The organism is Aequorivita lipolytica (assembly GCF_007997135.1).
GTDB classification, from domain to species: Bacteria; Bacteroidota; Bacteroidia; order Flavobacteriales; family Flavobacteriaceae; genus Aequorivita; species Aequorivita lipolytica.
In genome coordinates this window covers 258673-273256 of record NZ_VORU01000001.1, presented here as the reverse complement: position 1 = coordinate 273256, position 14584 = coordinate 258673, and the positions used below count along the sequence as shown (strand labels likewise).

Genomic DNA, 14584 nt, shown 5'->3' with positions numbered 1-14584 from the left:
ATTATAACATCCTTTGAATGTGCATTTCTTTTGGAAGTGGTCTTTCATTTTCCAAGGCGTCAAAAAGTATTTCGGCAAGCAAGGGAGCCATTAAAAACCCACGAGATCCTAAACCATTAAAAAAGACCAAGTTTGAATTTTCCTCCAAGCTACCCAATAGTGGCCTGTGGTCTTTGGTTGTTGGTCGCACTCCAGCGGTTTGCCCAATTATTTTAAAAGGACAATTTATAAAGGTTTTCAACTTTGAAATTATCTCTTCCTTCGCCGCTTCGGTAGTGGTAACAGTGTAATCGTCGCGGCTATAGGTTGCTCCCACTCTATATTGATCCTTTCCTGCGGGAATGACGTACAAGGAGCCTTTTAAAAGGGCGTCCAATTTCAAACTAGGTGCTTTAATAAGTACATATTCTCCTTTATTGCCTATAATGGCATGTTTTGGGAAAAAGGGATTTTCTATTGCTTTGGCACCTTCGGCGAAAATGATTTTTTTTGCTGAAATATTTCCGTAACGCACGCCTTCCTCATTCTGTTGAAGCAATTCATAATTAAAATCTTCAGAAAGTAAAGCGTCACAGTTTTTTAAATGACTCCTATAACTGACCAACAGTCTTTGGGCAGAAATTTGAGCAGTTCCCAAAACCGCTCCAAATCCCAATGGAGCTTTAATTGCTGGATTTTTATTCTTTAAAAATTCGGAAGACAGAAATGGCTGCAAATCCTTTTTATCACTCGCAACCGTCCAATTATTTTGTTCTTCGGCAGTTTTGAAAATTCTTAAAACCGGAGTTTCAACGAAAAAATCTTCCTTTAGTTTTTCCGAAAGCTGCTTGTAGAAATGAACTGCAAAAGGAAAAAAAGCGGAAGCATTCCAAGCGGCTGTAAAGCGTTTTAGAACGGTGGGATTAAAAACCCCGCCAGATTTTGCGGTAGCGCCTTCGGTGCCGTTATCTACCACCACAAAGCTTCTGTCTTGTTTTTGAAGTTGCTCGCACATACTAATGCCGGCAATGCCTAGGCCAACTACTATATAATCTGCTTTCTTCATTTTAAAAATTTAAGTCCCCAAGAATATTTCACTCTTAATCCTTTTACATCTGATTTTGTGGGAATTAAAAAACCCTTCAGTTTCCAAAATGGAACTTGAAGGGCTTTCTTCAAATAATGGAGTATTAAAGGATTAATAATTCCACAAATCTATTTCGATATTACGTATTTGTTCTTTGATTCTTTCAGATTCCAATAACTGCATAAGCGCATTATCATTGATGTATTCTTTTACATCTCTATCGCCCTGTACGTTATCTTCTTTATAGATTACAGCGTTAAAGCGTCTTGAATTCAGCAAGTGATCGTATGAAATTGGCTGCGAGGTATTCTTTCTATTAAATGCCTGTGCCTCGTGCAAAACCTCACGGGCTCCTGGAAACCACACCCAAAATAATTGAACCTTAGACTCCAAACCGTCTTCTGGAAATGCTTTAGAACGAGCTTCATTTGCTACTGGGCAAATACCTAATAATCGGTATTTGAGCTCACCTTGACGTTTGTCAAGATACCAATAGCCGCGAATGTGCCACTCCTCAATATCGCCTGCATCCAATGAAAAACGACGTACATATTGTGGATCTACAGTTCCTTCAGCGTTATATTGCTCGATACCTAAATCTGTAGTATCACTATAGACTAGGGACGCTTCGATATCCTGTAAGGTACGTTTTTCAGTGAAATAAGAATCCGCATAAACATCTTGTATTTTTCCGTTTTTGATGTTTTTCACCAAAACATCGTATAAAGAACGTCTATTTGAACCTATGTTATTTGTGTCTATAGGGTAATACAATGGGAAGTTTACTCTTTCATCAAGATCAATAATTTCCCAAGTGGTTTTAGACCACAGCACATCGCGCTCGTCCGTATAGCCATAAGGCAACGGCTTATCGTTATCATAAGCAATTTGCGCTTCGGTCTTTTTGCCTATATCCTCAGGGGTTTTGGCATTTAGAATATTTACTTGCGCCGAAGCACTAGTAGCCATTCCAAGACCAAAAACACATAAAACAACATTTTTCAAATTCATACCTATAGGGGTTTTATACTATAAATTAGTTTGTCAATTCAATAATTACAGGAGATGTCTTCTTAAGCATTACACCGCTTCCAGAAACATTTGCATTAATATCAAAAATTTGGACCGTTTCACCTCTTCCTGCTCTTCTTAAAGCACCTTTGGCGGCACCATCTAACTTGGTTCCATTAACACGAACGGTTGGCTGTCCAGATACTTTAAAACTGAAGCCTGTAACGTTAAGATTTACATCAAAATCGAAATCTGGCAATACTGCGGAAATTGAAGAAATTTCAAGACCTCCACGTTCCATTCTAACAATTCCAGTTTCACCACGGATTGCACCTACTGGTGCAGGAATATCTTTAATACGGAATTCAGATTTTGAACCTACTGGTTTGCCATCAGGTAATGTTCCATTAGCCGAGATAATAACTGTTCTACCAGCTCCTGGACGCATAACGTATTTGCTTCCGGAAATTTTTGAAAGACCTGCAGCGGATGCGTTCACTTTATTATCAGGAATACCAGGAATAGAAACCGTCATTGGGTTATCAACTCCACGATATACTACGTTCATTTTATCTGCAGCGATAACTGCTGAATTAGGCAATGAGATTGTAGCGAACGAACGGTTTACCTCTACTGGAGTTAATTCTCCACCCTCGCCATAAAACAAAGTTCCCTCTATTTTGTGGTCGCCAGGTGACCCAGCACTTACATTCATTTTTACTCTACCCCCCTCAAATGTGTAATCCGTACCCTCTACAAGTTTTCTTCCATCCAAAGTAAGTTCAGCCTTACTAGGTTTTGTACTCTCATCGGTACGGCCTAAAACAATTGAACCGTCAAATTTCTCACCTGAATAATATGCAGACTTTGAAGTTTCCAGTAAGGTTGAATAATTACTAAAAGACAATGCCGCCGCTTGTTGACCAGCCAACATTCTCTGCAATACTTCGCTTTTTGTTGTTTTAATATCTGCTTGAATCTGTGTCAATTTTGTTAAAGAAGCTACTAAAGGAAATCCTTCATAGTTATAGTTTAACCAAGCTACATTTTTACCGTCACGGTTAGTTACTTCCGCGGTAGAAAAATTAGATTCGATAGATTTTTTAATATCCTCAATACCGGCAACTTTAGCTAAAGCAGTATCAGATAATACAGCCATCATCTCGGTTCTGTACTTATCCATTTTATTCAAAAATTCTTGTCCTCCTTCTTTATATTTACCACCAGTAAAAAACAGATTGTTAAAGTGATCGGGCTTGTCCATTACTTCATAATCTGAAGGATCCTCAATATTTTCTATAGAAGCAGATTTTATATTCGAGATATATGTATCAAAATCGTCTGAGATCCTTGAAATTTCATCCGCTTTAGCTTTTACTGCCGCATATTGCGAAGGTTCGTCATTGGCCTTAACAGCCAATCCTTCCATAAAAGAAGTGTTTCGCTGTGAAGTGGCCACATTAGCATCAGATATTTTTTGATTAAGAAGTCCAAAAGCAGACAATACTTCTTTGGACATGTTCAGTGCAAGCATCGCGATGAAAACCAGATACATTAGGTTAATCATCTTCTGCCTTGGGGATAGTTTTCCTCCTGCCATTTTAATTCTTTTTTAAAGATTAATAATTAAGGTGAAAACCTATCTTAGTTTCTATTAGTCATTGCAGAAAGCATACCTCCATAAACACCGTTCAATGAAGAAAGGTTGGTAGCCAAGTGCTGCATTTGTTGTTTTAGTTGTTCCGCATTTTCGGCAACCCTTTCATTGGCTTCAGCTTGACGACTTGTAGATTCTATCTGTACTTTATACAAACTGTTCAATGAATCCATTTGTGCTGCAGCAAGTGCCATTTCCTCACTGTATTTTTTAGTAGAGTTCATTGCATCTGCGGTAGGTGCCATACTTTTTGTAGCACCTTCAAAAGAACGGATGCTAGTTGTAAGGCTGTCCATTAATTCAGAATCTATGCGTGCATCCTTAAGCATTTCGTCAAGTTTTTTAGACAAAAGTCCTTGTGCATCTTCTGTTTCCTTTGCAGCTACTTTTCTCATACCTCCAGCACCACCAGCTAGCTCTGGATAAACCAGTGACCAATCTAGATCGTCATCTACTGGTTCAAAAGCAGAAATAGCAAAAATAATTGCCTCTGTAATAAGTCCTACTGCCAATAGAATATTCCCATCAAGAGGTCCTAATTCCCAGTGAAGAATTTTAAAAAGCGCTCCAATAATTACTATCGAAGCCCCAAGGCCATAAGCCATATTAAATAATTTTTTTGATGATCTTGATTGTGCCATAATACTTTAGTTTTTTAGTTGAGAGTTTTAATTTAGGTTAATTCAATTTAGAAAATAGGGGGAATATTAGCGAGCATCGCCAAAGTTTTGATTTAAAACAACGTCAGTTCCCATGTAATCCTGCACAGTTCTAAAGCCAATGTAACTTCTGGCTGAATCTGCATATTCATAATCACGGGTACTTACCTGCAAGAAATAAGCAACATCTTTCCAAGAACCGCCACGAACAACTTTTCGCATATTGTCTGGATCGTTCACATTAGGGTTCATTGTGGAAGTATAATCGTAAGAGGCAGGGTCATAAGACGAAGCTACCCATTCCGAAACGTTTCCAGACATATTGTAAAGGTTGAAATCGTTCGGTTCGTAAGCATCAGCCTCTACGGTGTACAGTGCTTGGTCTGCAGCATAATCTCCACGAAGTGGCTTAAAGTTGGCCATAAAACAACCACGGTCATTTTTAGCATATGGCCCACCCCAAGGATAGGTTGCGGATTCCAGACCGCCACGTGCGGCGTATTCCCACTCTGCTTCTCCAGGAAGACGGAACGAGTTTATAAAATTCTTGCTTTTTGATTTTTGGTAGGAGTTTTTGTATAAGGTTCTCCAAGCACAAAATGCTTTGGCTTGTTTCCAAGTAACTCCTACGACTGGATAGTCTCCATAAGCTTCATGCCAAAAGTAATCATTGTGCATTGGCTCATTATATGAATAGTTGAAATCTTTAATCCAAACTGTAGTATCAGGATAGATGTTTAATTCTTCTTTTTTAATAAAATCCTTACGCCTCTTGGTTTTGTCCCTAGCCGCAGATTCTATATCCATATAAGTATATTGAAAATTCAATTTATTAACATCAACGGTGCGCTGCCCATTATATGCTTCTTCCGTTGGAATATACATAGTATCCATAACTTCAGAATAGTATTCATCTGGATATTCAGAAGTATCCCAAATTAAATCTACCTTGTCATTCAACTTTCTTCCGGCGTAGTAGTCTTCTCCCATACCGAAGTAATTATCATACATATACTGTTGATAGGGAGTCATTTCTTCGCTTTCTTGGTCTACAAATGCAAATTCGCCCACACCACCGTCACCCGGAGTTGCCCCAACTTCATCGGCCATAATAGCAAGACGCAATCTTACTGTAGAATCCCGCACCCAGTTAACAAATTGACGGTACTCGGCATTGGTTATTTCGGTTTCGTCCATATAGAACGAACGCACGGTAACGGTTTTGGTTGGCGCATCATTTACGGCAACAAAATCGTCATCACTTTTACCCATGATGAAGGATCCACCTGGGATAAGCGTCATTCCGTAAGGTTTTTGAGGATACCATTTCTTGCCTTTTGCCCCAACCAGTTCTCCTCGGTCTCCAGAGTTACAACTGAACAAAAAGGCAACGATCGCAGTTAATGCAATAAACTTCTTCATAGGTATTTAGGTTAAATTTCGAGATTCAAGGGCGTAAACCTATCTATAAAAATCCAAAAAAACAATTTTATTTTTGAAAATCCAGTGATCCCAGTTTTTACTCGTGTTGTTTGATTATACTTCATTTTTGTGGCGGGCCTTTAGCCACCGTTCAGGAATTTCCTGATTGCATGCACCCAAATATTCGCCATAAGTGCAAGGTAATAACGTACGCCTTTTTAATTTATTATTTACGGTTGAAATAAAAGGCAAAACAATCCACCATCTTTCGGTCTTATTGCTTTTTTTGAATTCCAAAACTTCTTCTTCTACAGGTACTTTATAAGTAGTGAAGAGATTTTCATTGTTAAAGTCATCATCTTCAGCCCTAAAATTATAGCCTTCTATAAAATACCAAAGTATTTGTGCCACAAGCATTGCACCACTCCTACTTTCAATGGAGTTGCTTAATTCGTAAACGCCAAAAGATTTCACTTTATTGCTGATACCGGCGTATCGGGAAATGGCGCAAATTTCACGGCCATCAAATCCGTTGGGACTGTCGTTGTTTTTATAACTTAATTCTGCGCTTTTTATTGCAGTAACATCCAAAGTCACCATATCTGCGTCCCGCATAATTGGTTCTACCGAAGTTATATCGGCAGTAATTTCGCCTAGACGATAGGCATCAAAAAAAAGCTTATCCATTAATGCGATTTCTTGGGGAGCGTTGAAGAAAGATTGATACCCCAAAACACTATAATTGAAAAGGTTATAAGGCTGATCGACAACCATTTTCCCAACATAAGATTTATTTGAAATTGGCAACTCGGCATTTCCGAGATCGAAGCGATTATCAATGTTTACAACATTCACCATCTCTCCCATACCATCATAACCTCGGTATTGTGAATATGCCAAATCCTGGCTTCCACCGAGTATAAGCGGAACAATTTTTTTTCTTAAAAGAGCGGCTATAACTTCTTTTGTTGCAAAGCGTGTATCCTCGGCCGTTTCACCTTTTTCAATATTGCCAAGGTCAATAATTTTGTAGTTCCAGTTGCCTGGATAAAGCGAGTACAGTGCTTTTCGATAGGGGTCAAAAGATATTTCTGCTCCTATAAAATTCACATCTGCACGATTCTCGTTGACTCCAAGAATTGCAAACTTCACCCCTTTTAAATTAGGCAATTCGGCAGTTTTACTGTGGGTCTCAATTTGTTTTCCCAATGTTCCGGGCGGCAGAATTTCCCGATGCGCCATTACTTTTTTTGAAACTGGAGCTAAAAATTCTATCATTATTTTTTCTTGGCTGTAGCTTTTTTCTTAGTTGTAGTTTTCTTTTTGGCAGCGGCTTTCTTCTTCGGACTTTTCTTTTCCAGTAAGTCCTTCGCTTCTTCCAAAGTTATTTTATCAGCCTCAGTGCCTTTGGGAAGTTCCACTTTTGTTTTCCCTTTTATAAGATTGAAACGTCCCCAACGGGCTTTTTCAATACGTATTTTTTCCTCTGGCCATTCGTTGATCAGCTTATCAATTTCCTTTTGTTTTTTATCATCTATAAGCTGTTCAATATCTACATTTGAAAGATTGTCAAAATCATATTTTTTGTTCACGTTAATGAACATATTGTTCCATTTTAAGAAAGGTCCAAAACGCCCAACCCCTTTTTGAACTGGCAGATCCTCATACATATATATAGGAGCATCGGCCTTTTTCTTTTCTTCAATAAGCTCTTTTGCGAAGGCCATATCCACATCTAACGGGTCCATTCCCTTTGGAAGCGAAATAAAGACTTTTCCGAAACGAACATAAGGACCAAAACGACCGTTATTTACCTCAACTTCTTCCTTTTCAAAAACACCTAAAGTCTTTGGAAGCTTGAAAAGATCCATCACTTCTTCAAATGTAACCAAATGTAACTGCTGGTCTGGGCGAAGGCTGGCAAATTTTTTCTCCTCATCGTCTGGTGCGCCAATCTGTGCTATTGGGCCGTATTTACCAAGACGAACCAAAACGGTTCTTCCCGTTTCTGGGTCTTCGCCAAGAAAGCGCTCGCCACTTTCGCGGTCGGCGTTCTCTTCTACATGTTCTACGCGGGGGTGGAATTCGGCATAAAAGTCTTTCATCATTTTTGTCCACTCCTCCTTGCCTTCAGCTATGTCATCAAAATCCTGCTCTACTTTTGCAGTGAAATTATAGTCAAGGATATTTTCAAAATGCTCAACCAAAAAGTCGTTCACAATCATCCCGATATCTGTGGGAACCAGTTTCCCCTTGTCCGAACCAACGGTTTCAGTCAAAGTTTTATCTTTTATGTTTTCTTTTTGAAGTGTTAACTGAAGATATTTTCGCTCCACACCTTCCACAGTTCCCTTTTCAACATAATTTCTACTTATGATTGTTGAAATGGTTGGTGCATAGGTTGAAGGTCGGCCAATGCCAAGCTCTTCCAATTGTTTTACAAGTGAAGCTTCCGTATAACGGTACGGCGGACGCGTAAATCGTTCGGTTGCGGTAACATAATTGTTTTCAAGAGAGTCGCCATTTTTCATATTTGGCAACATTCCGTCTTGTTCTTCTTCCTCAAAATCGGTTCCTTCCAAATATACTTTTAGGAAGCCGTCAAACTTTATCATTTCGCCATTTGCGGCGAAATTTTCTGAAACTTTCTCTTTGGAAAGCACATCTATCTTAACGTTGGTGCGCTCCAATTGTGCATCACTCATTTGTGAAGCTAGGGTACGTTTCCAAATCAAATCATACAAACGCGCTTGGTCATGATCGCCAGTAATTGTGTGCTGACTCATATCTGTTGGGCGGATGGCCTCGTGAGCTTCCTGTGCGCCCTTACTTTTTCCTTTGTAATCGCGAGGTTTGCTGTATTCCTTTCCGTACGAACGATTAATCTCTTTTTGCGCCGCATTTTTAGCATCGTTGCTAAGGTTAACGCTATCTGTACGCATATAAGTTATAAGTCCAGCTTCGTAAAGACGTTGTGCGATTGTCATTGTTTTTCCAACCGAAAAATACAGTTTTCGCGCTGCCTCCTGTTGTATTGTTGAAGTGGTAAAAGGCGCTGCTGGCGATTTACTAGCAGGCTTTTTAGTTAAATCTGAAATTTTATAGGAAGCACCCAAATTCTTTCGAAGAAACTCGCGAGCTTCTTCTTCAGTTTCAAAATTCTTTGGAAGTTTCGCTTTAAATTTGCTACCGTCAACAGTCGTGAACTCTGCATCAATTCTATAGGATCCTACTGCTGTAAAACCTTCTATTTCGCGCTCGCGTTCCACAATCAATCGCACCGCAACAGATTGTACACGGCCTGCGGAAAGACCGCCCTTCACTTTTTTCCAAAGAACCGGAGAAAGTTCATAACCCACCAAACGGTCCAGAACGCGACGGGCTTGCTGCGCGTTCACTAGATTATAATCAATTTGTCGCGGGTTTTCAATAGCTTTCAGAATGGCAGATTTCGTAATCTCGTGAAAAACAATACGCTTGGTTTTGCTTTTGTCTAGTTTCAATTCTTCTGCTAAATGCCACGCTATTGCTTCTCCTTCTCGGTCCTCATCACTCGCCAGCCAAACCATTTCAGCTTTTTTGGAAAGTGCCTTCAGCTCTGCCACCAGCTTTTTCTTATCGCTGCTCACTATATATTTAGGTGTGAAATCTCCCGCTACATCCACGCCCAATTCTTTGGACGGAAGATCTGCAATGTGTCCAAAACTGGAGGAAACCTTAAAATCTTTTCCAAGAAATTTTTCAATGGTTTTTGCTTTTGCTGGGGACTCAACTATCACTAAATTCTTTGCCATATCCTATATTATTATGTTTGCAAAAGTATATGAAATTTTTAATACCAATGATTAAGGTTGTAAAAATCGAAAATGTGTTTGTAAAATTTGGCCACAAATACACGAATAATTTTATGTTCAGGTGAGGTTCATTTTAAAAGCGAATATTCTAATTTTGGTACATTTTATTGAGGTATTCGCGTTGATTTTTATTTTGAAATAAATTAATTACAAAAACAAATCTGCCACTTTGACAGCGCAACAAATTAATAGTATCTTTGCAAGTTCAATGAAAGAGCTTTGAATTTGCAATGAACAAAGATTTTTATGGAAAAGATTATTGATGAAAAAACGCAAGGAAATACGCTCACTTTGGAAGCACGTGAGAGCAATTCCCGAAAATTATATATTGAAAGTTACGGCTGCGCTATGAATTTTAGCGACAGCGAGATTGTGGCTTCTATTCTTGCAGACCAAGGTTACAACACTACAAATTTACTGGAAGAGGCAGATTTAGTTTTGGTAAATACTTGCTCCATCCGTGATAAAGCCGAGCAAACAGTACGCAAACGTCTTGAAAAATACAACGCTGTAAAACGAATCAATCCAAAAATGAAAGTCGGCGTGCTTGGCTGTATGGCGGAGCGTTTAAAGGAAAAATTTCTTGAAGAGGAAAAAATTGTGGATTTGGTGGTTGGGCCAGATGCTTATAAAGACATTCCAAATTTGCTGAAAGAAGTTGAAGAAGGACGTGATGCCGTGAACGTTATTCTTTCCAAAGAAGAAACCTATGGCGATATTTCTCCCGTGCGTTTGGGTGGAAATGGCATTACAGCTTATGTAAGCATCACTCGCGGTTGCGACAATATGTGTACCTTTTGCGTGGTTCCTTTTACCCGCGGACGCGAACGTAGCCGCGACCCACAGAGTATTCTAGGGGAAGTAAATGATTTAGCCGAAAAAGGTTACAAAGAAATAACCTTGCTCGGCCAAAATGTGGATAGTTATTTATGGTACGGCGGCGGACTGAAAAAAGATTTCAAAACTGCTACAGAAATGCAACAAGCAACGGCTACCGATTTTGCACAATTGCTTGATATGGTTGCTACAGCACATCCAAAAATGCGAGTTCGTTTTTCAACAAGCAATCCGCAAGATATGCACGAAGAGGTATTGCACATTGTGGCAAAACACGATAATATTTGCAATCATATTCATCTTCCGGTTCAAAGTGGAAGCACACGGATTTTAAATGAAATGAACCGTCAGCACACCCGAGAGGAATATATGAAGTTAGTTGACAGGATTTGGGAGATCATTCCCGGTTGTTCCATTTCTCAGGATATGATTATTGGTTTTCCTACGGAAACTGAGGAAGATCATCAAGAAACCATGAGCCTTATGGAATATGTAAAATATAGTTTTGGCTATATGTACAAATATTCTGAAAGGCCCGGAACTATGGCGGGCAGAAAGCTAAAAGACGATGTTTCAGAAGAAACAAAAAGCCGAAGATTAACTGAAATTGTAGACCATCAACAAAAACACAGCGCCATACGCACAGCAGGATTTTTAGGAAAAGTGGTAAGCGTTTTAATTGAAAAAGAATCCAAAAAAAACAAAGACGAATGGAGCGGAAGAACGGAGCATAATAATGTTGCGGTTTTTCCGAAGGAAAATTATAAAGCAGGAGACTTTGTAAACGTGAAAATAACAGATTGTACTACGGCAACGCTCATTGGTGAAGCAGTAGGATATAATGAAAATAATTAATGTGGCGTTCAATGTTCAATGTTCAATGTTCAATGTTCAATTAACAACATTCGTATCAGAAGAATCCACAGAATCAACTTTTAACTTTTAACTTTTAACTTTTAACTAAAAAAGGTGGAAAGCATACAAGCAACAAAACAACGATTCGGAATAATAGGCAACGACCAGAAATTAAACCGAGCCGTAGAAAAAGCAATACAAGTAGCACCAACAGATATTTCGGTATTGGTAACGGGCGAGAGTGGGGTTGGAAAGGAAAGTATTCCAAAAATAATACATTCCCTCTCGCACAGAAAGCACGGAAAATACATAGCCGTTAACTGCGGCGCCATTCCCGAAGGAACAATTGACAGTGAACTTTTCGGTCACGAAAAGGGATCTTTTACGGGAGCTACGGCAACCAGAAGCGGTTATTTTGAAGTAGCCGATGGAGGAACAATTTTTCTTGACGAAGTGGGCGAATTACCACTTCCTACACAAGTACGCTTACTTAGAGTTTTGGAAAATGGCGAATTTTTAAAAGTAGGTTCTTCCGCAGCGCTAAAAACCGATGTGCGCATTGTAGCCGCAACAAACGTAAAAATGGTTGAAGCCATCGAAAAGGGAAAATTCCGCGAAGATCTTTATTACAGATTGAGCACGGTAGAGATAAACTTACCGCCATTACGCGAACGCGAGGAGGATATTCATTTGCTTTTTAGAAAATTTGCAGCAGATTTTGCGCAGAAATACAAAATGCCAACCATTCGTCTAAACGATCGAGCCACAGATTTACTTTTAAAATATCGCTGGAGCGGAAACATCCGGCAGTTGCGAAACGTGGCTGAACAGATTTCGGTTTTGGAACAGAGCCGCGAAATTACCTATGAAACTCTAAAACATTATCTGCCAGATATGGGCAGCAATCTTCCTGCAGTTGTGAATACGAAGAAATCTGAAAGTGATTTCAGCAGTGAACGCGAAATACTTTACAAAGTACTTTTCGATATGAAACGCGATGTGAATGATCTTAAAAAGCTTACTTTGGAATTGATGAAAACTGGCAATGCCGCCAAGGTTAAAGAAGAACAATCTTCACTTATCAATAAAATTTATGCCGATGATAACGATGCCGAAGAGGAACTGGCTTCGATTATAGAAGATGAAAACAACGGAACGCAAAACGATGTAGAGGTTTTAAATATTCCGGAACACACCTCGGATCAACGAAAGGATAAATACGAATATGCAGAAGATATTGAAGAGGAAGAAAATCTTTCGCTTCAGCAAAAGGAGTTGGAACTCATTAAAAAATCGCTCGAAAAATACCAGGGTAAACGAAAGGATGCCGCGGATGAATTGGGAATTTCTGAAAGAACATTGTACAGAAAGATTAAACAATACGATTTGTAGGCTCGCGATTTATCGCGTGCACGCCAGTGTTCAGTTAAAAAAAAGTAGCAAATGTCAAAAATAGTTTCAATTTTATTTTTTTTAATCTTAGCTTTTTCTTTAAGTGGTTGTGGACCTTACTCTTTTACTGGAGCAGATATAAATTACAACACTACTAAAACGGTACAGGTTAATTATTTTCAGAATAACGCACCTATTGTAGAACCAGGAATTGCACGCGATTTTACACAGAAGTTGCAGGATTTACTTTTAAACCAAACCAGTTTAGACTTGGTGAACAGCAATGGCGATTTGGTGTACGAAGGTGAAATAACACAGTATTATATTGCGCCAATCACGGCAACTTCAAACAGCACAGCAGCCCAAAACAGATTAACCATTGCAGTAAGCGTAAGGTTTTATAATACAAAAGATCCGCTAAAAGATTTTGAACAACCGTTCAGTTTTTATTACGATTATCCGGGAACAACGCAACTAACAGGCTCAAAACTTGATACTGCAGTTGATATTATTTTTGAACGTATAACGCAGGATATTTTTAACAAATCGCTTGCAAATTGGTAGCATTTTGAACACTTCAAATTTTACATATCTACTCTCCAATCCACAGAAAATAACTTCTGAAGATTTGGCTGCGTTGGATTTAATTATAAAGAAATATCCTTATTTTCAAAGTGCTCGGGCGTTACAGCTTAAAGGCTTAAAAAACCAGGACAGTTTTCTCTATAATGACGCCTTGAAACTAACTGCCGCACACACCACAGATCGCGACATTTTATTTGAATACATTACTTCGGAAAAATTTATTCAGAATGAAATTTCGCAAACCATTCTGCAACACGATGCTTCGGTAGAAGAAATTAAAGTGGTTTCCGAAAATATTTCAGAACAGATAAGCTTCGAAATAGATAAGCAAATTAAAGCCGAAATGCAAAAGGCTGAAAATATTCTGAACCCAGAGCTTTTCCAAAGAAAGGTGGAATCTGTAAGCAATTTGGTTAAAAAGAAAGACGACCAAACCAGTGACAGCATTAATGCAACCGAAGAAGCATTGCAACCGGACAAACCTTTGGAATTTACAAAAAGTGACACACATTCCTTTTCGGAATGGTTAAAACTGACAAAGGCAAAACCCATTGAACGTTCCAAGGAAATTTCAGAAAAAGAGGATGTGTCCTCCGAAGCCTTGGCGCAGGAGGAAAAAGAGCGAAAATCTGAGCTAATTGACAAGTTTATACAGGAACGCCCTAAAATAATCCCTTCAGAAAACACGACAAACAGCAATAAAAAGGAAGAACAAAAAAATCTGGCAACGCCTTATACACAGCCTTCAGATTCACTGATGACGGAGACTTTGGCAAAAGTTTATTTGCAACAAAAGAACTATAAAAAAGCAATTCAAGCATATAAAATTTTAATTTTGAAAAATCCCGAAAAAAGTGGTTTCTTTGCAGACCAAATTCGGGCGATAGATAAATTGATTAATTCAGAACAATCATGAGTACTTTTACAATATTTTTAATTTTGATAATGATAGTGGCCTTTTTATTGGTCATAGTAATAATGGTTCAAAACCCAAAAGGTGGCGGACTTTCATCGTCGTTTGGCGGTGGCGGTGGCGCACAAATTGGTGGCGTACAGAAAACCAGTGACTTTTTGGATAAAAGTACTTGGACCCTTGCAACCATTATGCTCGTGTTGATTTTAGGTTCCAATATTTTTATAATGGGAAGCAACACTATTCAGTCAAAAACTTTTGATGAAAACGCGATTCCTGCTGTACCAACAACACAAACTCCAGCACCTGCTGCAACAGATACTACAAATTAGT

At 38.8% G+C, this 14584-nt stretch carries 12 protein-coding genes; 5 read left to right on the top strand and 7 right to left on the bottom strand.

All coding sequences use genetic code 11. The annotated features are described in order from the left end of the window. Position 1: 1 nt before the first annotated feature. From ESV24_RS01100 to topA, 7 genes are all read right to left on the bottom strand, one after another. Positions 2-1045: an NAD(P)/FAD-dependent oxidoreductase gene (locus ESV24_RS01100; RefSeq protein WP_111813600.1), complete on the bottom strand. Its 1044-nt coding sequence runs from the start codon at positions 1043-1045 to the stop codon at positions 2-4. Positions 1046-1177: 132 nt separating this feature from the next. After that, positions 1178-2077: a type IX secretion system ring subunit PorN/GldN gene (porN, locus tag ESV24_RS01095; protein ID WP_111813598.1), complete on the bottom strand. Its 900-nt coding sequence runs from the start codon at positions 2075-2077 to the stop codon at positions 1178-1180. A gap of 25 nt (positions 2078-2102) precedes the next feature. Then, positions 2103-3677 (bottom strand): type IX secretion system motor protein PorM/GldM, encoded by a 1575-nt coding sequence (gene porM / locus ESV24_RS01090; RefSeq protein ID WP_111813596.1) that lies wholly within the window; start codon positions 3675-3677, stop codon positions 2103-2105. 44 nt (positions 3678-3721) lie between these two features. Further along, complete coding sequence (gene porL / locus ESV24_RS01085) at positions 3722-4375, bottom strand: type IX secretion system motor protein PorL/GldL (RefSeq protein ID WP_111813594.1); 654 nt, start codon at positions 4373-4375, stop codon at positions 3722-3724. A 66-nt stretch (positions 4376-4441) separates the two neighbouring features. After that, complete coding sequence (gene porK, locus ESV24_RS01080; RefSeq protein ID WP_111813592.1) at positions 4442-5815, bottom strand: T9SS ring complex lipoprotein PorK/GldK; 1374 nt, start codon at positions 5813-5815, stop codon at positions 4442-4444. Positions 5816-5929: 114 nt separating this feature from the next. After that, positions 5930-7093 (bottom strand): formimidoylglutamase, encoded by a 1164-nt coding sequence (locus ESV24_RS01075; protein ID WP_111813590.1) that lies wholly within the window; start codon positions 7091-7093, stop codon positions 5930-5932. After that, entirely contained in the window at positions 7093-9609 is a 2517-nt protein-coding gene (topA, locus tag ESV24_RS01070) for a type I DNA topoisomerase (protein WP_111813588.1), read from the bottom strand. Before topA ends, ESV24_RS01075 begins: the two co-directional genes overlap by 1 nt. 306 nt (positions 9610-9915) lie before the next feature. Here topA and miaB point away from each other — a divergent pair, with 306 nt between their 5' ends. From miaB to secG, 5 genes are all read left to right on the top strand, one after another. Beyond that, the gene (miaB, locus tag ESV24_RS01065; RefSeq protein ID WP_111813586.1) at positions 9916-11361 is read left to right on the top strand and encodes a tRNA (N6-isopentenyl adenosine(37)-C2)-methylthiotransferase MiaB; all 1446 of its coding nucleotides are present in this window, start codon (positions 9916-9918) and stop codon (positions 11359-11361) included. A gap of 114 nt (positions 11362-11475) precedes the next feature. Then, on the top strand, positions 11476-12753 hold the full coding sequence (locus ESV24_RS01060) for a sigma-54 interaction domain-containing protein (RefSeq protein WP_111813584.1): 1278 nt from the start codon (positions 11476-11478) through the stop codon (positions 12751-12753). 51 nt (positions 12754-12804) lie between these two features. After that, entirely contained in the window at positions 12805-13317 is a 513-nt protein-coding gene (gene lptE, locus ESV24_RS01055) for an LptE family protein (protein WP_111813582.1), read from the top strand. Positions 13318-13321: 4 nt separating this feature from the next. Further along, the gene (locus ESV24_RS01050; RefSeq protein WP_111814102.1) at positions 13322-14254 is read left to right on the top strand and encodes a hypothetical protein; all 933 of its coding nucleotides are present in this window, start codon (positions 13322-13324) and stop codon (positions 14252-14254) included. Continuing rightward, positions 14251-14583 (top strand): preprotein translocase subunit SecG, encoded by a 333-nt coding sequence (secG, locus tag ESV24_RS01045; RefSeq protein WP_111813580.1) that lies wholly within the window; start codon positions 14251-14253, stop codon positions 14581-14583. Before ESV24_RS01050 ends, secG begins: the two co-directional genes overlap by 4 nt. Position 14584 lies beyond the last annotated feature (1 nt).